Origin of the sequence: Hydrogenophaga intermedia (genome assembly GCF_023715105.1) — a bacterium.
GTDB lineage: Bacteria > Pseudomonadota > Gammaproteobacteria > Burkholderiales > Burkholderiaceae_C > Hydrogenophaga > Hydrogenophaga intermedia_A.
The window spans coordinates 186,639-208,929 of the sequence record NZ_JAMBNO010000001.1 but is presented as its reverse complement, the minus strand read 5'-3'; the positions used below and the strand labels follow the sequence as shown (position 1 = coordinate 208,929).

Here is a 22,291-nt window from a genome sequence, read left to right as displayed (position 1 = left end):
GCCATGGACATGCGCGTCAATCCGCGACAGAAATTGAAACTCGTGATGGTGGGCAACGGCATGGCCGGGGTGCGCACGCTGGAGGAACTGCTCAAGATCGCGCCCGACCTCTACGACATCACTGTCTTCGGCGCCGAGCCACACCCCAACTACAACCGCATCCTGCTCTCGCCGGTGCTCGCGGGCGAGCAGACGCTGGACGAGATCGTGCTCAACGACTGGGCCTGGTACCGCGACAACGCGATCACGCTGCACGCGGGCTGGCAGGTCACGTCGGTGGACCGTGCGAAGCGCCTGGTGCACGCCACGAATGCGCTGGGTGAGACGATCAGCGCGCCCTACGACCGGCTCATCATGGCCACCGGCTCCAACCCCTTCATCCTGCCGATCCCGGGCAAGGACTTGGCAGGCGTGCTGGCCTACCGCGACATCGCCGACACGCAGGCCATGATCGACGCGGCCGCGAAGTACAAACACGCGGTCGTCATCGGGGGCGGCCTGCTGGGCCTGGAGGCCGCCAACGGCCTGATGAAGCGCGGCATGAGCGTGAGCGTGGTGCATGTGGCGCCCTGGCTCATGGAGCGCCAGCTCGACGACGTGGCTGGCAAGTTGCTGCAGCAGTCGCTGCAGGCTCGCGGCATGAATTTCCTCATCGGCGCGCAGACACAGGAGCTCGTCGGCGGGGAAGACGGGCGCGTGAAAGCGGTGCGCTTCAAGGACGGCACCGAGGTGCCCGCCGACTTGGTGGTGATGGCCGTGGGCATCCGCCCGAACACCGCGCTGGCCGAGGCCATGAAGCTGCACGTGAACCGCGGCATCGTGGTGAGCGACACCTTGCAGACCGTGACCGATCCGCGCATCTACGCGGTGGGCGAATGTGCGGCGCACCGCGGCATCGCCTATGGCCTGGTGGCGCCGCTGTTCGAGCAAGGCAAGGTGCTGGCCACGCACCTGGCCGAGTTCGGCATCGGCCGCTACAGCGGCTCGCTCACGTCGACCAAACTCAAGGTCACCGGCATCGACCTGTTCTCGGCCGGCAACTTCATGGGCGGCGACAACACCGAAGAGATCGTGATGAGCGATCCCGCGGGCGGCGTCTACAAGAAGCTCGTCATCCAGGACGACAAGCTGGTGGGCGCCTGCCTGTACGGCGACACGGTGGACGGCAGCTGGTACTTCAAGCTGCTGCGCGAAGGCCGCAGCGTGGCCGATATCCGCGACAAGCTGATGTTCGGCGAATCGAACATCGGCGATACAGGGCATGAGGGCCACAGCAAGGCCGCCAGCATGCCCGACGACGCAGAGGTCTGCGGCTGCAACGGCGTGAACAAGGGCGCCATCTGCAAGGCCATCAAGGACAAGGGCCTGTTCACGCTGGATGAGGTGCGCAAGCACACCAAGGCCAGCGCCAGCTGCGGCTCGTGCACCGGCCTGGTGGAGCAGATCCTCATGTTCACCGCGGGCGGCGACTACTCGGCCACCCCCCGGCTCAAGCCCATCTGCGGCTGCACCGACCACGGCCACCAGGCGGTGCGCGACGCGATCCGCGAGCAGAAGTACCTGAGCACCGGCGCGGTGTTCGCAGGCATGGGCTGGCGCACGCCCAACGGCTGCGCCACCTGCCGCCCCGCGGTGAACTACTACCTCATCAGCACCTGGCCCAAAGAGGCGAAGGACGATCCGCAGAGCCGCTTCATCAACGAGCGCAGCCACGCCAACATCCAGAAAGACGGCACCTACAGCGTGATCCCGCGCATGTGGGGCGGCGAGACGAACGCGGCCGAGCTGCGCCGCATCGCCGACGTGGTGGACAAGTACCAGATTCCCACCGTCAAGGTCACGGGCGGCCAGCGCATCGACCTGCTGGGCGTGAAGAAGGAAGACCTGCAGTCGGTGTGGCGCGACCTCGCCATGCCCAGCGGCCACGCCTATGCCAAGGCCCTGCGCACGGTGAAAACCTGCGTCGGCAGCGAGTGGTGCCGCATGGGCACGCAGGACAGCACCCAGATGGGCAAGGACCTCGAGCGCGCCATGTGGCGCATGTACGCGCCGCACAAGGTGAAGTTCGCGGTGAGTGGCTGCCCGCGCAACTGCGCCGAAGCGGGCATCAAGGACGTCGGGATCATCGGCGTCGATTCGGGCTGGGAGATGTACATCGCCGGCAACGGCGGCATCAAGACCGAGGTGGCCGAGTTCCTGGTGAAACTGAAGACCGCCGAGGAGGTGCTGGAGTACACCGGCGCCTTCATGCAGCTCTACCGCCTGGAAGGCTGGTACCTCGAGCGCACCGTGCACTACGTGGGCCGCGTGGGGCTGGACTACGTGAAGAAGCGCATCGTCGACGACGCCGAAGGCCGCAAGGCGCTGTGGGCACAACTGCAGTTCGCGCTCGATGGCGAACCCGACCCCTGGTTCGAGCACCAGAAGGCCGCGGTGGACACGCGCCAGTTCGTTCCGATCCAGCCCGTGGCGCTGGCCAACGAGGGGAGCGCAGCATGAGCGCCATCAACCCGAACTGGACGCCGATCTGCCGCGTCGACGACATCCCCGTGCTGGGCTCGCGCACCGTGCGCCGACCGACGGGCATGGACGTGGCGATCTTTCGCAACGCCGACGGCGACGTGTTCGCCTTGCTCGACCGCTGCCCGCACAAGGGCGGACCGCTGAGCCAGGGCATCGTGTTCGACAACCGCGTGGCCTGCCCGCTGCACAACTGGACCATCGGCCTGCAAGACGGCTGCGCACAGGCGCCCGACGAGGGCTGCACGCCGCGCTTCGCGGTTCAGGTGGTGGACGGCGTGGTGCACCTGGACGCGCACGAACTGGCCACCCACGCCACCGAACACACGCGCCCGGTGGCCGGCCCGCAGACGCGGCGCGCGGCGGTATGACCGACACCCGCTCCACCTGCCCCTACTGCGGCGTGGGCTGCGGGGTCATCATCGAAAGCGACGGCGCGCAGATCACCGGCGTGCGCGGCGACCCGCAGCACCCTGCCAACTTCGGCCGACTGTGCAGCAAGGGGCAGACCCTGCACCTCACGGCCGCCGCGCCGGTGACCCTGCAGGCGCGATTGCTGCACCCGATGCTGCGCCCCGCGCGCGGCGCCGCGCCAGCCCGCACCGACTGGGACAGCGCGCTCACGCTCGCCGCGGAGCGCTTCAACACCGTCATCAACAGCCACGGCCCCGACGCCGTGGGCTTCTACATCAGCGGCCAGCTGCTTACCGAGGACTACTACGTCTTCAACAAGCTCGCCAAGGGCCTGATCGGAACCAACAACATCGACACCAACTCGCGCCTGTGCATGAGCAGCGCGGTGGCCGGCTACAAGCTCACGCTGGGCGCCGACGCGCCGCCCGCCTGCTACGACGACGTGAACCACGCCGACTGCCTGTTCATCGTCGGCAGCAACGCGGCCTGGGCGCACCCGGTGCTGTTTCGCCGCATCGAAGACGCCAAGGCTGCGCGGCCCGGCATGAAGGTCATCGTGGCCGACCCGCGCCGCACCGACACCGCGGGCCTGGCCGACCTCTACCTGCCGCTGCAGCCCGGCAGCGACGTGGCACTGTTCCACGGCCTGCTGCACATCATGCTGTGGGAGGGTTGGGTCGACACTGGCTACATCGAGCGCCACACCACCGGCTTCGATGCGCTCAAGGCGCTGGTGCGCGAGCACACGCCGGAGCAAGTGGCGCAACTGTGCGGCGTGGCAAAGGAAGACCTGTTCACCGCAGCCCGGTGGTTCGCGCAATCGCCCGCCACCCTCAGCCTCTACTGCCAGGGCCTGAACCAAAGCAGCAGCGGCACCGCCAAGAACGCGAGCCTGATCAACCTGCACCTGGCCACCGGCCAGATCGGCAAACCCGGCGCCGGCCCGTTCAGCCTGACCGGCCAGCCCAACGCCATGGGCGGGCGCGAGGTCGGCGGGCTGGCCAACCTGCTCTCGGCCCACCGCGACATGGCCAACCCCGCGCACCGCGCTGAGGTGGCTGCGCTCTGGGGGGTGCCCGATGTGCCCGCCAAGCCCGGCCTCACCGCGGTGGAACTGTTCGAGGCCGCTGCCGACGGCGCGGTGAAGGCGCTGTGGATCGCCTGCACCAACCCCGCCCAGTCCATGCCCGACCAGCGCACCGTGCGCCGCGCCCTGCAGCGTGCCGAGTTCGTGGTGGTGCAGGAAGCTTTCGCCACCCCCGCCACCTGCGACTTCGCCGACCTGCTGCTGCCCGCCACCACCTGGGGCGAGAAGGAAGGCACCGTCACCAACAGCGAACGCCGCATCAGCCGCGTGCGCGCGGCCGTGCCGCCGCCCGGCGAAGCACGGCACGACTGGCGCATCGTGGTCGACTTCGCGCGGCGCCTGGAACGAGCAAGAGGAGCAAATGGGGTCGGATCCGAATTCGAGAATTCGGCTCTGACCCCATTTGCGGTGCGGCCGGGGACCACCCTTTTCCCCTATCAGAACCCCGAAGCCATCTGGCACGAACACCGCGAATCCACCCGCGGACGCGACCTCGATATAACCGGGCTGTCCTACCCCACGCTGGAGCACGAAGGCCCGCAGCAATGGCCCTTGCGCGAGGGCGAAAGCACCGGCCGCAAGCGCCTGTACGAAGACGGCGTGTTCCCCACCGTCGACGGCAAGGCCCGCTTTGCCGCTCTGCCCTACAAGCCGCTGGCCGAGCCGCGCGAATCGCGCTTTCCCTTTTCGCTGACCACGGGCCGCCTGCGCGACCAGTGGCACGGCATGAGCCGCACTGGCACGCTGGGCCGCCTGTTCGGCCACGTGGCCGAGCCCGCGGTGCAATTGCACCCGCAGGACATGGCCCGTCTCGCCGTGCGCGACGGCGACCTCGTGTACGTCACCAGCAAACGCGGCAGCCTGGTGCTGCCCGCGCAGGCCAGCGAGCAGATCGCGCCCACGCAGGCCTTCATCGCCATGCACTGGGGCAGCGAATACCTCAGCGGGCGCAGCAGCGCGGGCGAGCCGGTGGCGGGCGTGAACGCCATCACCACCTCGGCCTTCTGCCCGGGCTCGAAGCAGCCGGAACTGAAACACGCCGCGGTGAAGGTGCTCAAGGCCGAGCTGCCCTGGACGCTGCTGGCCCTGGCCTGGCTGCCCGACCACCGCGCGCTGGCCGTGCAGCAGGCATTGCGCACGCTGATGGCCGAATTCCCGTTCGCGAGCTGTGTGCCCTTCGGCCGCGAGCGCACCGGCGTGCTGTTCCGCGCCGCCGCGCACGAAGCGCCCGCGCCCGAGCTGATCGACCGGCTGGAGGCCCTGCTCTGCCTCGACCGCGCCGACACCCAGCGCTACGCCGACCGCCGCCTCGGCCAGCGGCGCGCCGCGCGTCTGCTGCGCGCACCCGGCGTGCCGGCCCGGCTCGAAGGCTTTCTGCTCGCAGGCGACACCCGCGCCGAGGCCTGGCTCAAGCCCCTGTTGCAAGACGAACTGCCCGCCGAGGCCTACGCGAAACGCCTGCTGATGCCGGGCGCACGCGCCCCGGTGGACGAAGCGCCGCGCGGCAAACAGGTCTGCACCTGCCTCAACGTGAGCGACGCCGCGATCCGCGACCGTCTGAGCCGCTGCGAGGGCAGCGACGAGCAGCGTCTGGCGCAACTGCAGGATGCCCTGCGCTGCGGCACCCAGTGCGGCTCCTGCGTGCCCGAGCTGCGCCGTCTGGTGCGCGCCAGCGCGCCGGCCCTCGCATGAACCGTCGCGCAGCCGCCATATAACAACAAGTCATCAGGCTTGCCAGACAATCCGCCGATCATGGGCATCAGTCACTACATCAAGGAAATCGGCCGCGGCAAGGAAGGCGCTCGCTCGCTCACGCGCGCGCAGGCCGCCGACCTGATGGGTCAGGTGCTCGACGGCGCCGTGAGCGACCTCGAGTTGGGCGGCTTCTGCCTGGCCATGCGCATCAAGGGCGAAACGCCCGAAGAGATGGCCGGCTTCCTTGACGCCACGCACGCGCGTCTGCAGCGCGTACCCGGCCATGAGCGGCCCGTGGTGGTGCTGCCCAGCTACAACGGCGCGCGCAAGCTGCCCCTGCTCACGCCGCTGCTGGCGCTGTGGCTGGCGCGCCAGGGTGCAGCAGTGCTGGTGCACGGCACCGCCACCGAGGACAAACGCGTCACCGCCGAGGCGGTGTTCGGCGCACTGGGCATCGCGCCGGCCGCGCGCGTGGCGGGCATTGCGCCCGGTGCCTGTGCCTACGTGCCCACCGCCGCGCTGCTGCCCGGCTTGAAGCGCCTGCTCGACGTGCGCCGCGCCGTGGGTCTGCGCAACCCGGGCCACAGCCTGGTCAAACTCATGAACCCGGTGGCCGGGCCCGCGCTCGTTGTGGGCAGCTACACACACCCCGAGTACGCGCTGAGCATGGCCGAGACCTTTGCGCTCACCGGCGCCCACGCGCTGCTGCTGCGCGGCACCGAAGGCGAGCCGGTCGCCGACCCGCGCCGCCAGCCGCGCATCGAGGCCTTTCGCGACGGCGTGCGCATCGAACGCATCGCTGCGCAGGACGGCCCGCTCACGCAACTGCCCGAGCTGCCCGCGATCGACGCCGCCAACACGGCCGCCTACATCCGCGCCGTGCTCGACGGCACCTTGCCCCTGCCCACGCCGATCGCCCGCCAGGGCGCGTGCATCCTTGCCGAGATCCAGCACCATGAACCCGTCAACGCCTGACTTTCGCCCCGGCACCGTCACCCTGGTGGGCGCCGGCCCGGGCGATCCGGAGCTGCTCACGCTCAAGGCGGTGCGCGCCATCGGCGCGGCCACCGTGCTGCTGGTGGACGACCTCGTGAACGACGCCGTGCTTGCCCACGCCAACCCGCGCGCGCGCATCGTGCACGTCGGCAAGCGCGGCGGCTGCAAGAGCACGCCGCAGGCCTTCATCGACAAGCTCATGCTGATGGCCGCGCGCGAGGGCGAGATCGTTGTGCGCGTCAAGGGCGGCGACCCATTCATCTTCGGCCGCGGCGGCGAAGAGGTGGAGCACCTGCGCGCCGAGGGCGTGGCGGTGCAGGTGGTCAACGGCATCACCGCCGGCCTCGCGGGCCTCACCGCGCTGGGGGTGCCACTCACACACCGCGACCACGCGCACGGCGTGGTGTTCATCACCGGCCACGCCAAGCCTGGCGACGCTGGCACCGACTGGCCCACGCTGGCTGCCACCGCGCGCGACGCGAAACTCACCCTGGTGATCTACATGGGCGTGAGCGGCGCGGCCCACATCGAGCAAGGCCTGCTGGCCGGCCTGCCCGCGCACACCCCGCTCGCGGTGATCCAGCACGCCACGCTGCCCGAACAACGCCACACCGTGAGCACGCTGGGCGACCTGCGTGCCTGCATCGAACGCGAAGGCCTGGGCAGCCCGGCGGTGATCGTGGTCGGCGACGTGCTGCGGGGCCTGCGGTCGCTGGCCGCGGCCGCACCATCGGTGCGCGCCGCCTGAAGCGGGGCGCACCCAGGCACCGGCACCTCTACACTGCGGCCCCAGCCCGGAGGCCGCATGCTCGACAAACTCAACCGATTCGCCGAAAGCCATGGTGCGCTGCGCCCGGGGCGCGGCCTCGTCAGCGGCGTGATCGCCCTGTCGCTGGCCATCCTGTGCTTCCTGGGCGTGCTGGCGTTCCACTTCCCCGAGTACCTCACCACGCCCGAGCTGCGCCGCCAGTACGACGTGTCGCTGATGCGCCAGATCCTGTTCTGGTCGCTGGTGCTCGCGGGTGCGCTGAGCCTGGCCAACCTGGTGTTCCGGCGCGCGCCGTGGCTCGCAGGCGCGGCCTTTGCCCTCGTGCTGCTAAGTGCGCTGCTGGGCGGCCACGCGGTGGAGGTGGACCCGAACTTCCCCGACCACACCCCCTACATCGGCCTGGACTGGTTCATCCTTGACCTGCTGGGCTCGGCGCTGGTCTTCATCTTCATCGAGAAGCTGTTCAAGCTGCGCAAGGACCAGCCAGTGTTCCGCCCCGAATGGCAGACCGACTTCCACCACTTCATCGTGAACCACATGCTGGTGGGCTTCATGCTGCTGGCCACCAACCTGCTGGTGCACCGCCTGTTCGGCTGGGTGCCCGCGGACGGCGTGCGCGGCTGGATCGCAGACCTGCCGTTCTGGGCCGGCCTGCCGCTGTGCATCCTGGTGGCCGACCTCGCGCAGTACTGGACGCACCGTGCCTACCACCAGGTGCCGCTGCTGTGGCGGCTGCACGCCGTGCACCACAGCTCGAAACACATGGACTGGATGGCCGGCTCGCGCCAGCACGTCCTCGAGACCTTGATCACGCGCACCCTGGTGCTGGGGCCGATCTTCCTGCTCGGCTTCTCCAAGGAGGTGATCGACGCCTACATCATCGTGGTGGGCTTCCAGGCGGTGTTCAACCACGCCAACGTGAGCGTGCGCCTGGGCCCGCTGCGCTACCTGATCGTCACGCCCAACTTCCACCACTGGCACCACAGCCAGGACCAGGAAGCACTGGATCGCAACTACGCCGCGCACTTCGCCTTCCTCGACCACCTGTTCGGCACCGCCGTCAACAGCCCGAAGGTCTGGCCCGAGCGGTATGGCGTGCTGGGCGACTACGTGCCCAAGGGCTTCCTGCGGCAACTGGCCTTCCCGTTCACCTGGAAGGGCTGACCCGGCATGACCGATACCGCCTGGGACGTCATCGTCGTCGGGGCCGGCGCCGCCGGCCTGTTCTGCGCCGGCATCGCGGGCCAGCGCGGCCGGCGGGTGCTGCTCATCGACCACAGCGCCAAGGTGGCCGAGAAGATCCGCATATCCGGCGGCGGACGCGCCAACTTCACCAACCGCGACCTGGATCCGCGGGCGCCGCAGAAACACTTCGTGGGCGAGAACCCGAACTTCTGCCGCTCGGCGCTGTCGCGCTACACGCCAGCCGACTTCATCGCCCTGGTCGATCGCCACGGCATCGCCTGGCACGAGAAGCACAAGGGCCAGCTGTTCTGCGACCGATCGGCCGACGACCTGATCCAGGTGCTGCTGCGCGAATGCGAGGCCGGTGGCGTGACCCGTTGGCAGCCTTGCGCCGTCGCGGGCGTTCGCCAGGGCGGCGACGGCGCGTACGAGCTCGACACCGATCGCGGCCCGGTGCGTGCGCCAAAGCTGGTGGTGGCCACGGGCGGTCTGCCGATCCCGCAGATCGGCGCCAGCGATTTCGGCCTGCGCCTGGCCGCGCAGTTCGGGCTGCGCGTGGTCGACCCGCGTCCCGCGCTGGTGCCGCTCACCTTTGACGGCGCCGGCTGGGCACCCTACGCCGAACTGGCCGGCCTGGCGCTGCCGGTGCGCATCGAGACTGGTGAGAAGAAGGCCCGCATGGCCTTCGACGAGGACCTGCTGTTCACCCACCGCGGCCTGTCGGGCCCGGCGGTGCTGCAGATCTCCAGCTATTGGCTGCCCGGCACGCCACTGCGCGTCGACCTGGCGCCCGGCGCCGCCCTGGCCGATGCACTGGCCGAGGCCAAGCGCCATTCGCACAAGCGCCTGGCCAACGAACTGGCACGCTGGGTGCCGTCCCGACTGGCCGACGCCTGGACGGCCCGGGATGCCGACTGGCAGCGCCCGGTGATGGAAACCGCCGACAAGGCCCTGGCCCGCTTGGCCGGGCAGTTGCAGCGCTGGGAACTGGTGCCCACCGGCACCGAGGGCTGGCGCAAGGCCGAGGTGATGCGCGGCGGGGTGGACACGCGCGAGCTTTCGCAGCAGACGCTGGAATCGCGTCAGCCCGGGTTGTATTTCATCGGCGAGGTGGTCGACGTGACCGGCTGGCTCGGCGGTTACAACTTCCAGTGGGCCTGGGCATCGGCCCATGCCTGCGCCCAGGCCATCTGAGGGGCCCCTCGGGTAGCCAACCGTTGCGAAGTGGCTATAATCGCGGGCTTTGCTGGCAAATTCCCGTCGGCCAATACTAGTTTTTGACGGGACCTATCGCAGCCAAGAAGCCCGGGCCTGATCTACCCGACTTCCTCTGGCCGCACATTCTGGAATCGACCGATACATGACCACCATCCGTGTCAAAGACAACGAGCCGTTCGACGTGGCTCTGCGTCGCTTCAAGCGCACCATTGAAAAGCTCGGCCTGCTGACCGACCTTCGCGCCCGCGAGTTCTACGAGAAGCCCACCGCCGAACGCAAGCGCAAGAAGGCTGCCGCCGTGAAGCGCCACTTCAAGCGCGTGCGCTCGATGCAGCTGCCCAAGAAGCTGTACTGAACGCCTCGGCCCCAGCTGGCCGACACAAAGCCCGCCCAAGGACGCTTGCGCGGGCTTTTTCGTTTTCAATTCCGTTTCCTCCTCACCGCAGGACCCGACCATGAGCCTCAAAGCCCGCATCACCGACGACATGAAGGCCGCCATGCGCGCCAAGGACACCGAACGCCTGGCCACCATCCGCCTGCTCACGGCGGCCATCAAGCAAAAGGAAGTGGACGAGCGCATCGAACTCGACGACGCCGCCGTGGTGGGCGTGATCGACAAGATGGTCAAGCAGCGCAAGGACTCGATCGCCGCATTTGAACAAGGCAACCGCCCGGATCTGGCGGCCAAGGAGGCGGCCGAGCTGACCGTGCTGCAGGCCTACCTGCCCGAGCGCCTGTCGGCCGAGGCGGTGGCGGTGGAGGTGAAAGCCATCGTGGCCGAACTGGGCGCAGAACTGGGTCGTTCGGTTGGGCCGGGCGACATGGGCAAGGTCATGGGTGCGGTGAAAACGCGCCTGGCCGGCAAGGCCGACATGGCGCAAGTCTCGGCGGCGGTGAAGGCGGCACTGGCCGGCTGAGACGCCGGTTCACCAGCGGCCAGGCTGACAAAATCCTGACGCCAAGGGCGGCGCGCGCCGCCCGTCATCGAGCGGTCACCGTTCAGAAATCCCGAGCGGGGCAAACCCGCATGCAGCCCGGAGCAGCACCTCGGCACAGTTCGCGCCATTTGTCACCCTGGAGACGCGAATGTCATGGTTGCCCCGCCCCCTGCTGGCCGCTGCCGCGCTGGCCGGCCTTCTGCTCAGCCCCCTCGCCGCCCAGGCCCAGGGCGCCGCGCCCGTCAAGGTCGGCGTCATCGGGCCCTTCACCGGTCCATCCTCCGATTTCGGGCAGCCCATGCTCAACGGCATCCGGCTCGCGGTGGAGGAGATCAACGCCGTCGGCGGCTACCTCGGCAGGCCGCTGGAACTCGTCATCAAGGACGACCGCGGTGACCCTGACACCGGCCTGCGCGAGTCGGAGCAACTGGTGCGCGACGGCGTCATCGCCACCATCGGCTTCTGCAATACCGGGGTGGCGCTCAAGTCCCTGGACGTGTTCCAGAAGAACCGGTTGCCGCTGATCGTCCCCTGCTCCACCGGCACGCCGGTGACGGCGAAGTACCCGGCGCCCGAAAGCTACATCTTCCGCACCTCGGCACGCGACGCCATCCAGGCGCCCTTCGTGGTGCAGGACCTGGTGCGCCGCGGCTGGACGCGCGTGGCCATCTTTGCCGACACCACCGGCTACGGCGAGGCCGGCCTGAAGGACGTGGAAGCCGCACTCGCTGCGAGGAACCTCAAGCCGGTGCACGTGGCCCGCTTTGGCCTGGGCGTGAAGGATCTGAAGACCGAACTGGCCGCAGCGCGCGCCGCCGGTGCCAATGTGGTGTTCAGCTACACCGTGGGCCCAGAGAACGCCACCATCGCCAACGGCCGCAAAGAACTGGGCTGGGACGTGCCGCAGGTGGGCGCCTGGCCGCTGTCGTTCCCGTTCTTCATCAATGGCGCACCGCAGGCCAGCGAAGGCGCGCTGATGGCGCAGACGTTCATCGCCGAACCCAGCAACGAGCGGCGCGCCTCCTTCCTGGCCAACTACGCGCGCAAGTTCAACCAGAAGATGGCCGTGCCCATGGCCGCCGCCCAGGCCTACGACACCACCTACCTGCTCACCTACGCGATGTTCGGCATCCGCAACGGCCAGTTCGGCGGCCCCGCCATGAAGGCTGCGCTGGAAAACATCCAGCGCACCTACTACGGCGTCGTCGCCACCTACGAACGCCCGTTCACCCTGGAAGACAAGGACGCCGTCACCGACAACATGCTGGTGATGGGCAAGGTCGTCAAAGGCGCCGTGACCTTTGCCTACGCGGAAGACGCCCGGCGCAACCTGTTCGTGCAGCGCAAGCGCTGAGCCATCGGTCACTCAACCCAGCACCAGCCCCGTCCCGACCACCGCCAGCACCGCCCCCGCCCACGCGCCCCAGGCCGGGCGGCGGCGGTACACCAGCCACAGCAACGGCAGCACCACGATGGGCGTGACCGAGGACAGGATGGCCACCAACCCGGCCTGGCCGTCTTTCATGGCCTGCAGAATGAGCGTCATGCCCAGCGCCATGGCGATGGCAGCGCTGCCGAACACCTGAGCGGCCTCGCGCCAGCGCATGGGCTGCACTGCCTTCGCGCGCCGCCACACCAGCCACAGCAACACATGCGCCGCAAACGCGGTGCTCATGCGCATGGCCGAGCCGGCGATGGCGTCGATGCCGCTGGCCATGAGCGGCTTGAGCATGAGCGTGGCGATCGACTGGCACAGCGCGGCCACCAGGCCCAGCGCCACGCCGATGGCGAGTCGGCCACGCGTCTGCTCCCAGGCATGCGATTCGTCGTCGCGGCGGCCCTTGAGGATGGCCAGCATCACGCCCGCCACCAGCAAGCCGCTGCCCACCAGCGCCCAGCCCCAGAGCGACTCGCCCAGGAAAGCCCATGCGAACACAGCCGAGAACATGGCGTGGGTGGCGAACAGCACACCCGAGCGGCGCGGCCCGAGCCGGTTCATGCAGGCGAACAGCGCGGTGTCGCCAATGAAGATGCCGATCAGGCCCGAAAGCGCGAGCAGGCCGAATGCCGAAGCATCGAGGCTGCGCCAGCCGCCACTGGCCATGGCGATGGACCACAGCAGCCCGGCGGCGAAGAGCATGCGCCAGCGGCTGAAGGCGATGGCGCCAAGGCGTTGCGAGGCGGGTGCCGAAAAGAGCGCCGCGACCGCCCAGCAAGCAGCAGCGAGCAGCGCAAGCGCTTCGGGGCGCAGATCAGCTCCCCGCCACCTTCATGCGATTCACCAGCACCGAGCCCACGGTCTTGGCGCCGTAGTTGTAGGCATCGGCGCCCACGGCCTCGATCCCCATGAGCATGTCTTTCAGGTTGCCGGCGATCGTGATCTCCTGCACCGGGTAGGCGATGACGCCGTTCTCGACCCAGTAGCCCGAGGCGCCGCGCGAGTAGTCGCCCGTGACCGGGTTGACGCCCTGCCCCATGAGCTCGGTGACGAACAGGCCGCGGCCGAGCTTCCTGAGCATGGCGTCGAGGTCGTCGCCCTTCTTCGTGCGCCGGCTCGTGAGCGTGAGGTTGTGCGAGCCGCCGGCGTTGCCGGTGGTGCGCATGCCCAGCTTGCGCGCCGAGTAGGTGGACAGGAAATAACCCTGCACCACGCCCGCTTCGACCACCTTGCGGGCCGATGTGCGCACGCCTTCATCGTCGAACGGCGCGCTGCCCTTGCCGCCGCGCAGGTGCGGGTCTTCCACGATATCCAGATGCTCGGCCATCGCGCGCTTGCCCAGGCTGTCGGCCAGGAAGCTGGTCTTGCGGTACAGCGCGCCACCGCTGGTGGCCTGCACGTAAGCGCCCAGCAGGCCCGCGGCCAGCGGCGACTCGAACAGCACCGGGCATTCGGTGGTCTTGATCTTGCGCGCACGCAGCCGCGAGAGCGCGCGTTCGGCGGCGTAGCGGCCCACGGCCTCGGGCGAGGCCAGGTCCTCGGGCGCGCGCATGGAGCTGTACCAGTAGTCGCGCTGCATGCCGTCGCCCTTGCCCGCGATGGGCGCCACCGACAGGCTGTGTCGCGAGCTGGCATAGCCCCCGCTGAAGATGCCGGGCTTGCCGCGCTCGCCGCCGCGCATGTGCGCCACGAAGAAGTGCGACTGCTGCGCCGAGACGCCGGCGCCTTCGCTGTTGGTGATCTGTTTGCTGGTGGCAAAGGCCGCGGCTTCGCAGGCCAGCGCGATCTCCGCCGCGCGTTCGGCGCTCAGGTCCCAGGGGTGAAAAAGGTCCAGATCGGGGTAGGCGTCGGCCACGTCTTGCGGGTCGGGCAGGCCGGCCACCGGGTCTTCCGCGGTGAAGCGCGCGATGTCGTAGGCCGCCTGAACAGTCTGGCGGATCGCGGCGGGGGAAAAGTCGGAGGTGCTGGCGTTGCCGCGGCGCTGGCCGAGGTAGACCGTGACGCCGAGCGACTTGTCGCGGTTGCGCTCCACGTTCTCGAGTTCGCCCTTGCGCACCGAAACGCTCAGCCCCGATCCCTCGGAGGCTTCGGCAGCGGCGTCGCTGGCACCCAGCGATTTCGCGTGCGAGAGCGCCAGATCGACCAGCTCTTCGAACTGGTGGCGGCTGTGGTGGAAACCGGGGAGCGGGGCGTTCGATGAGGTCTTGAGCATGGCGGCCGCTATGATACGGGCCCCCTTTGCACGGCGCTGGAGCGCGCGTGCAAGCCCACTCGAACCCCCTCCCCCGCATGGCGCGCAAACCCACCCGAGGCTATTTCGTTCGCGGCCAATTCGTCGCCGAGGGCAGCGAGCTCGACCTAGAGCTCAAGCGCGAGGCCAAAGGCACCGACGGAATGAGCCGCGGCGACCTCAAGAAGCTGAGCGACAAACTGCAAGACCTGGGCGAGCAGTTGCTCACGCTGCGCAGCGACCTGCTCAAAGCACTCGAGCTCGAAGACCAGCTCATCGACGCGCTCGACGAACTTCGCCGCATCACCAATTTCGAAGGCCGGCGCCGCCAGAGCCAGTACGTCGGCAAGCTCATGCGCAAGCTGCCCGAGGAGAAGATTGCCGCCATCGAGGCCGCGATCGAGGAGCAACGCAAGCCCTCGGCCGAGGCCACGCTGCAGCTGCACCTGGCCGAGCAATGGCGCGACCGCCTGATCGCCAACGACGGCGCGCTCACCGAATGGCTCTCGCTCGACGCCGAGGCCGACGTGCAGCACCTGCGCACGCTCATCCGCCAGGCGCGCAAGGACGCGCAGGCCCACCCCGACAAGCCTGGCGAAGCGCAGCGCCACGGCCGCGCCTACCGCGACATCTTCCAGCTCGTCAAGGCCGCACTGGCCCGCGGCGGCAACACGTCGAACGAAACCACATGAGCGAACACACCCCCGCCCACGACCCGGTGCGCATCGGCATCGTCTCCATCAGCGACCGCGCCAGCAGCGGCGTCTACGAGGACAAGGGTCTGCCTGCCTTGCAGGAGTGGCTCTCACGCGCGCTCAAGAACCCCATCACCTTCGAGCCGCGCCTGATCCCCGACGAGCAGGAGCGCATCAGTGCCACGCTGATCGAACTGGTGGACGCCGGCTGCGCGCTGGTGCTCACCACCGGTGGCACCGGCCCGGCCAAACGGGACGTCACGCCCGAGGCGACGCTCGCCGTGGCGCACAAGGAAATGCCGGGCTTCGGTGAGCAGATGCGCCAGATCAGCCTGGCCTTCGTGCCCACAGCCATCCTGTCGCGCCAGGTGGCGGTGATTCGCGACAACAGCCTCGTCATCAACCTGCCCGGGCAGCCCAAGGCCATCGCCGAAACCCTGGAAGGTGCGAAGAACCCCGACGGCTCGGTTCGGGTCAACGGCATCTTCGCGGCCGTGCCGTACTGCATCGATCTGATCGGTGGCCCGTACCTCGAAACGCACGACGAGGTGATCAAGGCCTGGCGACCGAAGAACGCCCTGCGACCCGCGCGCTGAACACCCTGGAGACCTGCATGAAGATCGAAAAAGACACCGTGGTCACCGTGACCGCCCGCATCCACGACGCCAAGGGCAAGCTGCTTGACGACGGCAAGACCGCGCGCGCCTACCTGCATGGCGGCTATGGCAACACGCTGCCCGGCATCGAGATCGCGCTGGAGAACCAGGAAAAGGGCTTCACCACCACGCTCACGCTGCAACCCGGGCTGGCCTTTGGCGAGCGCGACGAATCCCTCGTCACCAGCATCCCCAAATCGCAGTTTCCGCCCGGTGTGAAGGTCGGTGGTCAGCTCGAAGGCACGGATGACCAAGGCCGCCGCCAGATCTTCACCGTGGTGAAGATCAAGGGCGACAAGGTGCTGCTGGACGGCAACCACCCGCTCGCAGGCGAAGACCTGAAGATCGCGCTCACGGTGCTGGACGTGCGCGCGGCGAGTGCCGAGGAAATCCAGCACGGCCACGCACACGGCGACCACGGGCATCATCATTGACCCCCCTGCGCTGGCCTGGCGGACGTCTCCCCCCGGGGGGACGGCGCCCACGGCCCGGCGAAGCCGGTTCCGCGGCGCCGCTGGGTCAGGACATCACTTGCCCACCAGCTGATTCAGCTTTTCGGCCTGGAAGTGCTCCTCGCGCTGAGCATCCGTGGGCACGCAGTCGCGCTCGCGCGCCTCGGCCAGCTTCTCGATCGCCTGCCACAGCAGCGCAATCTGGTGTTCCTGGCTGGCGGTGCTGTCGATCAGCCCGCGCATGGCCTGTGACAGCGGATCGTCTTCCTGCGTGACGCCGTAGGCCGAGAACTTGGTCTCCGTCACGTCGGCGCTCTCGCCCTTCTTGCTGGGAATGATGCGCGCCGGAATGCCCACCGCCGTGGCGCCCGCGGGCACAGGTTTGATGACCACCGCGTTGCTGCCGATCTTGGCGCCGTCGCCGACCTCGAAACCGCCCAGCACCTTGGCGCCAGCGCTCACGACCACGTCACGGCCCAGCGTGGGGTGGCGCTTGGTGCCCTTGTAGAGCGAGGTACCGCCGAGCGTGACGCCCTGGTAGATGGTGCAACCATCGCCGATGACCGCGGTTTCCCCCACCACCGTGCCCATGGCGTGGTCGAAGAACACGCGCTCGCCGATCACCGCGCCGGGGTGGATCTCGATGCCGGTGAAGAAGCGAGCCAGGTGCGAGATGAAGCGGCCCAGCCACTTGAGGCCGTGCGTCCAGCACCAGTGCGCGGCGCGGTGCAGCACCACCGCGTGCAGGCCCGGGTAACACGTGAGCACCTCGAAGGCGCTGCGCGCGGCCGGGTCGCGCTCGAGGATGCACTGGATGTCGGAGCGAAGGCGTGTGAACATGGGTTGCGCCGTTTCAGGGCCGGCCAGTCTAGCGTTTCGCGCGCTCGGCGGTTTGCAGCATGGCGCGGGCAACACCGCGAAGAATGTGGATTTCCTCCTCGCTCGGTTGCGCGCGGTTGAAAAGCTGTTGCAGGCGCGGCATCAGCTTCTTCGGCGCCGCGGGGTCCAGAAAATCCACCGCCACCAGGGCCTGCTGCAGGTGTTCCAGCATGCCGGCCAGGGCGGCGGCGTCGGCCACCTGCGCGGACTGGCGTTGCGCCACCGGGGAAGCCACGGAAAACCCGCCCAGCGCCTGGCGCCAGTCGTAGGCCAGCAGTTGCACGGCTGCAGCCAGGTTGAGCGAGCCGTAGCCCGGCGCGGTGGGGATCGACAGCGCCACGTGGCAGCGGTAGACGTCCTCGTTGGCCATGCCGAAACGCTCGCTGCCGAACAGGAAGGCCACGCCCGTTGGCACCTCGCCGCCGGCCAGCAGCTGCGCTAAGTGCTCGCGTGGCGCGCGCGTGGGCGGGCCGAAGTCGCGCGGCGTCATGGCCGTGGCGCACAAATGGGTAATTCCCTCCAGCGCCTCGTCCAGTGTGTCGACAACACGCGCCTTCGCCAGCACGTCGGTGGCGCCGCTGGCGCGCTGGATGGTTTCTTCCTTGCGCAGCACGTTGGCCCAGCGCGGGCGCACCAGCACGAGGTCATCGAAACCCATCACTTTGAGAGCGCGCGCGGCCCCCCCCACATTGCCGGCGTGGCTGGTCTCGATGAGGACGAATCGGGTGCGCATGGGCGGGGGATGGGGTGGCCGGGTAAAATCGACGCCATTGTCGCCGCCCGCATCGCCGGGCACGCGGCGGCCCCCCCTCCCCCCGCTCTTCACCGTTGCGCTGCGGCGCGAAGGTCACAATCCATGTCGTCCAGCCAGCACCCCATGCTCAACGTGGCCGTCAAGGCCGCCCGCGCCGCCGGCGCCATCATCAACCGCGCCGCACTCGATGTCGAAGCCGTGCGCGTCTCGGTCAAGCAGACCAACGATTTCGTCACCGAGGTCGATCACGCGGCCGAAGCCGCGATCATCGAAACCCTGCGCACCGCCTACCCCGACCACGGCATCTGGGCCGAGGAATCCGGCCAGCAGCCGGGCAAGGGGCGCGACAAGAACCACGTGTGGATCATCGATCCGCTGGACGGCACCACCAATTTCATTCACGGCTTTCCGGTCTACTGCGTGAGCATCGCGCTCATGGTGGACGCCCGAATCGAGCAGGCCGTGATCTACGACCCCACCCGCAACGACCTCTTCAGCGCCACGCGCGGGCGCGGCGCCTACCTCAACGACCGCCGCATCCGCGTGGCCAAGCGCACCACGCTGCGCGACTGCCTCATCTCCACCGGCTTCCCGTTCCGCCCGGGTGACGCCTTCCAGACCTACATGCAGATGCTGGGCGAGGTTATGCCCAAGGTGGCCGGCGTGCGCCGCCCGGGTTCGGCCGCGCTCGACCTGGCCTACCTGGCCGCGGGCTTCACCGACGGCTTCTTCGAGATGGGCCTGTCGCCCTGGGACGTGGCCGCGGGCTCGCTGCTCGTCACCGAGGCGGGTGGCCTGATCGGCAACTTCACCGGCGAGCCGGACTTCCTCGAACAAAAGGAATGCCTGGCCGCCAACCCGAAGATCTACGGCCAGTTGGTGGCCCTGACGGGCAAGTACAGCAAGTTCGCCAGCGCTGGCGACAAAGCCGCGGTGCGCCAGGCGCGCGCTGCCGCGCGCAAAACGGTGGTGACGCCGAAGGCGGACGACGCGACCGAGTGACGGTCAAGCCAGGGGAAGGCTGAACCAGAACGTGGCGCCCTGCCCCGGCACCGACTCGGCCCACACGCGCCCGCCATGGCGCTCAACGATGCGCGAGACGATGGCCAGGCCGACGCCCATGCCAGGCACGTCGGTGTGTACATGCAGGCGCTGGAACAGACCGAACAGCTTGTTGGCGCGCGCCATGTCGAAGCCGATGCCGTTGTCGCGCACGAAATAGGCGCGTTGCGACGGATCGTGGCCGACGACGACGCGCGGCTCGCTCTGCTGGCGTGAATACTTCAACGCGTTGTCGATCAGGTTGCTCAGCACCTGCCGCAAGAGCGTCGCGTCGCCCATGGCCAGCGGCAGCGCCTGTACGTCGATGCGCGCAGCCGGCGCTTGCGGACCCAGGGCCTCGGCCACCGCGTGCGCCAGGGCAGCCATGTCTACCGGGCGCGGTTCCAGCTCCACCTGCACCACACGCAGCAGCTCCAGCATGTCGGTGATCATCTGGCCCATGTTTCTCGCCGAACGCGAAATGCGCGCAAACATCTCGCGCCCGTGCTCACTCAGGCGCGCCGCCTCTTCCTCGGCAATCACCTGCGCGAAGCCGTTGACCGAGCGCAGGGGAGCGCGCAGGTCGTGTGCGATGGAGTACGAAATGGCTTCCATGTCGCGCATGGATCGCTCCAGCTCGGCCGTGCGTTCCTGCACGCGCTGTTCCAGGCTGGCGTTGAGGGCGCGGATCTGCTCTTGCGCGGCCACACGGTCGCTGATGTCCAGGTGCGTACCCGACATGAAGAGCGCGCGGTCCTGTTCGTCGCGCCGGTGCACGCGCCCGCGGGTGTTGATCCAGACCCAGTGGCCATCCTTGTGGCGCATGCGGATGTCGCAATCGTAGAAGGGCAGCTCGCCCGACGCATGCCGGTCGCGCAAGGCGGTTGCACGAACGAAGTCCTCGGGGTGGATGCGGGACACCCAGGTCTGGTAGCTGACGGGCTCGAGCTCCTGCAGCGTATGCCCCAGCATCTCGGCCCAGCGCTCGTTGATGACCATCGTGCCGTCGGCCAGGTTGGTCTCCCAGATGCCCGGACGCGTGGCCTCGAGCACCCAGGCCAGGCGCTGACGTTCGTCGCGCAGCGCGTCCTGCGCGGCAATGTAGGACGTCACGTCGGCGTAGGTGCGCACGAACCCGCCTTCGGGCAGGCGGAAGGTGCGTATCTCCAGCGTGCGGCCCTGGCGCGTTCGACGCCAGAAATGCTCGGGCAGCGCCGCTTGCGACATGAGCGTGAGGTATTCGCGAGCGTGCGCATCCACCCATTCCATGCCGGGACCGAAGTCGCCACGTTCGGTCTGGAAGCGGATCAACTCGTCATGTGTGGGGTGTGCCGTCACCACGGACTCGGGCAAGTCCAGCAGTTCCAGGAAGCGGCGGTTGTAGACCCGCAAGCGGCCCTCGGCATCGACTTTGACCAGGCCCTGGCTGATGCTGTCCAGCGTGATGTGAAGCGCCTCGCTCTTCTCGGCGAGCAGGCGGCCGGTGCGCTCGAGTTCTTCCCGCGTGCGCTGGCGCTCCTTGTGAGCCCGCCACGCCATGACGAGCTGGCGCAAGGCTCCCAGCAAGGGCTGCAGGAACTCGACATCGTCCGCGCTGTAGCCGTCCGGCTGGTTGGCCAGGCCCACCATGGCCACCAGCTGATCGCCCACCGCCAGCGGCACGCCCAGAAAGGCGTTCATGGGACGGTGCCCGTGGGGCATGCCACCGGCGCGCGGGTCGTTCGTCGGGTCGTTGGCGATCACCGCTTCACCGGTGCGCAGAGCGTGGCCGAACAGGGTGTCGAGGTTGCGGAACTCCATGCCGCGTTCGCGGTGCTGGTCGAACAGGCGGCGCGATGCGTCGTCCCACGAGATGTCGGTCATCGCGTGGGTGCGCAGATAGGGGTGGCCATCGTGGTCGTACTCGACCTCGCCCAGAAAGCCGTACTCGCTGCCAGTCACCAAGAGGAAGGCATCGAGCAGTCCCTGGAACGCCGGCCGCTTGTCCTGACCTTCGATGAACAGGGTCTGTGCCTGCGTCACGGCGGCCAGCATGCGGTTGATGCGCTCGCGCCGCTGCTCGTCAGCGCGCTTTTGCGTCACGTCGGTCGTGAACCCGTGCCACACCACACAACCATCCTGTTCGGTCTGCGGAATGGCTTCCACGCTGAGCCAGCGCTCGCGCACGCCCGGCAACACCACGCGGTACGTCTCGCGCCAGGGCACCAGTTCGCGTGCCGATCGCTCCAGCGAGGCCATCACGCGCGGTTTGTCCTCGGGGTGCAGCATGTCGAACAACACCTGCGAATCGCGCATCAGCGCCTCAGGCTCGACACCGAACAACTCCCGCACGGCGTCGTTGACGAAGGTGATCACGCTGCGCCCGTCGGGCGTGAGACGCGCTTCGTAAATGATGCCGGGCACGCGCGCCGCGATGTTCTGCAACAGCCGCAGCTTATCGGCCAGGCGGTTGGTGGCCTCGCGTTCGGCGGTGATGTCCTGCACCACGCCGTAATCCGTCTGCGGGTTGCCCTTGACCGTGGTCAGGCCCATGCGGGTTCGAAACCAGCGCATCGAGCCGTCGGGCCGGTACCAGCGAAACACCACCTCGCGGCCGTCCAGGTGCTGGCGCGCCTGCAGCCATGCGTCCATGTCGTCGGGGTGAATGCCACCGCGCCCGAGCGCGCGGGTGAGGCGGTCCTGCCGTTGCAAGCCCGCGATCTCGTACAACCCGTCGGACCAGTAGACCTCCTGCTCGCTCTCGGCGTTGGTCCAGTGCCCCACCCGCGCGGTGCGCTCGATCTCGGCGTGAAGCTCGACGCGCTGCTGCAGCTCGATGTTGGCCGCGCGCAGGGCATGCTCGCTGCGCTCGCGCGCGGTCTCCGCCTCCACTTCGCGCTCGGCCTGCACCACCTGCACCAGCAGCAGATCCTCACCGCCATCGCGCACCACGGCCACATGCATGCGCACCAGATGCGCAATACCGCCTCTGAATTGCAGTCGCGTTGGCGGCAACTGCCCGGGCACAAGTTCCAGGAACGCGGCACGCTGTGCCTCGTCGCTCCAGTGGCCGAGTTCGAGTGTGGTGCGCCCGATGGCATCGGCCCGGCTCACACCGGTGAGTGCTTCCCAGGCCTGGTTGACTTCGATCAACCGGCCATCGCTGCGCCGCGTGATGGATGCGGCCACGCGCGACGCCATGAACAGCGCGCGATACGGCAGTTCCGGCGAATCGGGAGCCGCCGGGGAAAGCGGGAGCGGGGCGACGGAATCCAAGGTGTTTGCGGTACGGGGCCGACCCATTGTGCCCCACGCCCCACGCACGCCACCATCCCCGGGGGAACC

19 protein-coding genes are annotated in these 22,291 nt (G+C 68.7%); 14 read left to right on the top strand and 5 right to left on the bottom strand.

All coding sequences use genetic code 11. From position 1 onward, the window contains the following. Positions 1-3: 3 nt before the first annotated feature. From nirB to M3149_RS00950, 10 genes are all read left to right on the top strand, one after another. Positions 4-2,499 carry a nitrite reductase large subunit NirB gene (gene nirB / locus M3149_RS00995; protein ID WP_251707468.1) on the top strand — a complete coding sequence of 832 codons (2,496 nt, stop codon included), beginning with the start codon at positions 4-6 and terminating at the stop codon, positions 2,497-2,499. Next, positions 2,496-2,891: a nitrite reductase small subunit NirD gene (nirD, locus tag M3149_RS00990; protein WP_251707467.1), complete on the top strand. Its 396-nt coding sequence runs from the start codon at positions 2,496-2,498 to the stop codon at positions 2,889-2,891. The genes nirB and nirD overlap by 4 nt, the downstream gene beginning before the upstream one ends. Beyond that, on the top strand, positions 2,888-5,713 hold the full coding sequence (locus tag M3149_RS00985) for a nitrate reductase (protein WP_251707466.1): 2,826 nt from the start codon (positions 2,888-2,890) through the stop codon (positions 5,711-5,713). Before nirD ends, M3149_RS00985 begins: the two co-directional genes overlap by 4 nt. 60 nt (positions 5,714-5,773) lie before the next feature. Continuing rightward, on the top strand, positions 5,774-6,691 hold the full coding sequence (gene ybiB, locus M3149_RS00980; RefSeq protein WP_251707465.1) for a DNA-binding protein YbiB: 918 nt from the start codon (positions 5,774-5,776) through the stop codon (positions 6,689-6,691). Then, a complete protein-coding gene (gene cobA, locus M3149_RS00975; protein WP_251707464.1) occupies positions 6,672-7,460 on the top strand; it encodes a uroporphyrinogen-III C-methyltransferase in 789 nt (262 codons plus the stop codon). Before ybiB ends, cobA begins: the two co-directional genes overlap by 20 nt. A 57-nt stretch (positions 7,461-7,517) precedes the next feature. Next, complete coding sequence (locus M3149_RS00970) at positions 7,518-8,645, top strand: sterol desaturase family protein (protein ID WP_251707463.1); 1,128 nt, start codon at positions 7,518-7,520, stop codon at positions 8,643-8,645. A 6-nt stretch (positions 8,646-8,651) separates the two neighbouring features. After that, the gene (locus M3149_RS00965; RefSeq protein WP_251707462.1) at positions 8,652-9,860 is read left to right on the top strand and encodes an NAD(P)/FAD-dependent oxidoreductase; all 1,209 of its coding nucleotides are present in this window, start codon (positions 8,652-8,654) and stop codon (positions 9,858-9,860) included. A gap of 166 nt (positions 9,861-10,026) precedes the next feature. Further along, on the top strand, positions 10,027-10,239 hold the full coding sequence (gene rpsU / locus M3149_RS00960) for a 30S ribosomal protein S21 (RefSeq protein WP_009520186.1): 213 nt from the start codon (positions 10,027-10,029) through the stop codon (positions 10,237-10,239). Between the two features lie 100 nt (positions 10,240-10,339). Further along, positions 10,340-10,801 carry a GatB/YqeY domain-containing protein gene (locus tag M3149_RS00955; RefSeq protein WP_251707461.1) on the top strand — a complete coding sequence of 154 codons (462 nt, stop codon included), beginning with the start codon at positions 10,340-10,342 and terminating at the stop codon, positions 10,799-10,801. A 169-nt stretch (positions 10,802-10,970) separates the two neighbouring features. Continuing rightward, entirely contained in the window at positions 10,971-12,176 is a 1,206-nt protein-coding gene (locus M3149_RS00950) for an ABC transporter substrate-binding protein (RefSeq protein WP_251707460.1), read from the top strand. A gap of 12 nt (positions 12,177-12,188) precedes the next feature. Here the strand turns inward: M3149_RS00950 and M3149_RS00945 are convergent, their stop codons facing one another. Together M3149_RS00945 and pmbA are read right to left on the bottom strand one after the other, a co-directional pair. Then, positions 12,189-13,052, bottom strand: coding sequence for a DMT family transporter (locus tag M3149_RS00945; protein ID WP_251707599.1), 864 nt, complete (start codon positions 13,050-13,052; stop codon positions 12,189-12,191). Between the two features lie 22 nt (positions 13,053-13,074). Then, the gene (pmbA, locus tag M3149_RS00940) at positions 13,075-14,472 is read right to left on the bottom strand and encodes a metalloprotease PmbA (protein ID WP_251707459.1); all 1,398 of its coding nucleotides are present in this window, start codon (positions 14,470-14,472) and stop codon (positions 13,075-13,077) included. 77 nt (positions 14,473-14,549) lie between these two features. Between pmbA and yjgA the strand changes: the two genes are divergently transcribed. Genes yjgA through M3149_RS00925 form a run of 3 tightly spaced genes read left to right on the top strand, consistent with a single transcriptional unit; the run spans position 14,550 to position 16,275 of the window. Continuing rightward, a complete protein-coding gene (gene yjgA, locus M3149_RS00935) occupies positions 14,550-15,182 on the top strand; it encodes a ribosome biogenesis factor YjgA (RefSeq protein ID WP_251707458.1) in 633 nt (210 codons plus the stop codon). Continuing rightward, positions 15,179-15,781 (top strand): molybdopterin adenylyltransferase, encoded by a 603-nt coding sequence (mog, locus tag M3149_RS00930; RefSeq protein WP_251707457.1) that lies wholly within the window; start codon positions 15,179-15,181, stop codon positions 15,779-15,781. The genes yjgA and mog overlap by 4 nt, the downstream gene beginning before the upstream one ends. 17 nt (positions 15,782-15,798) lie before the next feature. Further along, the gene (locus M3149_RS00925) at positions 15,799-16,275 is read left to right on the top strand and encodes an FKBP-type peptidyl-prolyl cis-trans isomerase (protein ID WP_251707456.1); all 477 of its coding nucleotides are present in this window, start codon (positions 15,799-15,801) and stop codon (positions 16,273-16,275) included. A 93-nt stretch (positions 16,276-16,368) separates the two neighbouring features. Here the strand turns inward: M3149_RS00925 and cysE are convergent, their stop codons facing one another. Together cysE and M3149_RS00915 are read right to left on the bottom strand one after the other, a co-directional pair. Beyond that, on the bottom strand, positions 16,369-17,133 hold the full coding sequence (cysE, locus tag M3149_RS00920) for a serine O-acetyltransferase (RefSeq protein ID WP_251707455.1): 765 nt from the start codon (positions 17,131-17,133) through the stop codon (positions 16,369-16,371). A 28-nt stretch (positions 17,134-17,161) separates the two neighbouring features. Further along, complete coding sequence (locus M3149_RS00915) at positions 17,162-17,905, bottom strand: RNA methyltransferase (protein WP_251707454.1); 744 nt, start codon at positions 17,903-17,905, stop codon at positions 17,162-17,164. Between the two features lie 123 nt (positions 17,906-18,028). On the opposite strand from M3149_RS00915, the gene M3149_RS00910 reads away from it, so the two are divergent. Beyond that, complete coding sequence (locus M3149_RS00910) at positions 18,029-18,928, top strand: inositol monophosphatase family protein (protein WP_251707453.1); 900 nt, start codon at positions 18,029-18,031, stop codon at positions 18,926-18,928. A 3-nt stretch (positions 18,929-18,931) separates the two neighbouring features. On the opposite strand, the gene M3149_RS00905 is transcribed toward M3149_RS00910, so the two are convergent. Next, positions 18,932-22,222 (bottom strand): PAS domain-containing protein, encoded by a 3,291-nt coding sequence (locus tag M3149_RS00905; RefSeq protein WP_251707452.1) that lies wholly within the window; start codon positions 22,220-22,222, stop codon positions 18,932-18,934. Between the last annotated feature and the right edge of the window lie 69 nt (positions 22,223-22,291).

What these genes read in the sequence shown, in the direction of transcription:
- nirB (WP_251707468.1), top strand. Translation starts at nt 4, where the DNA reads ATGGACATGCGCGTCAATCCGCGACAGAAATTGAAACTCGTGATGGTG.
- nirD (WP_251707467.1), top strand. Translation starts at nt 2,496, where the DNA reads ATGAGCGCCATCAACCCGAACTGGACGCCGATCTGCCGCGTCGACGAC.
- M3149_RS00985 (WP_251707466.1), top strand. Translation starts at nt 2,888, where the DNA reads ATGACCGACACCCGCTCCACCTGCCCCTACTGCGGCGTGGGCTGCGGG.
- ybiB (WP_251707465.1), top strand. Translation starts at nt 5,774, where the DNA reads ATGGGCATCAGTCACTACATCAAGGAAATCGGCCGCGGCAAGGAAGGC.
- cobA (WP_251707464.1), top strand. Translation starts at nt 6,672, where the DNA reads ATGAACCCGTCAACGCCTGACTTTCGCCCCGGCACCGTCACCCTGGTG.
- M3149_RS00970 (WP_251707463.1), top strand. Translation starts at nt 7,518, where the DNA reads ATGCTCGACAAACTCAACCGATTCGCCGAAAGCCATGGTGCGCTGCGC.
- M3149_RS00965 (WP_251707462.1), top strand. Translation starts at nt 8,652, where the DNA reads ATGACCGATACCGCCTGGGACGTCATCGTCGTCGGGGCCGGCGCCGCC.
- rpsU (WP_009520186.1), top strand. Translation starts at nt 10,027, where the DNA reads ATGACCACCATCCGTGTCAAAGACAACGAGCCGTTCGACGTGGCTCTG.
- M3149_RS00955 (WP_251707461.1), top strand. Translation starts at nt 10,340, where the DNA reads ATGAGCCTCAAAGCCCGCATCACCGACGACATGAAGGCCGCCATGCGC.
- M3149_RS00950 (WP_251707460.1), top strand. Translation starts at nt 10,971, where the DNA reads ATGTCATGGTTGCCCCGCCCCCTGCTGGCCGCTGCCGCGCTGGCCGGC.
- pmbA (WP_251707459.1), bottom strand. Translation starts at nt 14,472, where the DNA reads ATGCTCAAGACCTCATCGAACGCCCCGCTCCCCGGTTTCCACCACAGC.
- yjgA (WP_251707458.1), top strand. Translation starts at nt 14,550, where the DNA reads ATGGCGCGCAAACCCACCCGAGGCTATTTCGTTCGCGGCCAATTCGTC.
- mog (WP_251707457.1), top strand. Translation starts at nt 15,179, where the DNA reads ATGAGCGAACACACCCCCGCCCACGACCCGGTGCGCATCGGCATCGTC.
- M3149_RS00925 (WP_251707456.1), top strand. Translation starts at nt 15,799, where the DNA reads ATGAAGATCGAAAAAGACACCGTGGTCACCGTGACCGCCCGCATCCAC.
- cysE (WP_251707455.1), bottom strand. Translation starts at nt 17,133, where the DNA reads ATGTTCACACGCCTTCGCTCCGACATCCAGTGCATCCTCGAGCGCGAC.
- M3149_RS00915 (WP_251707454.1), bottom strand. Translation starts at nt 17,905, where the DNA reads ATGCGCACCCGATTCGTCCTCATCGAGACCAGCCACGCCGGCAATGTG.
- M3149_RS00910 (WP_251707453.1), top strand. Translation starts at nt 18,029, where the DNA reads ATGTCGTCCAGCCAGCACCCCATGCTCAACGTGGCCGTCAAGGCCGCC.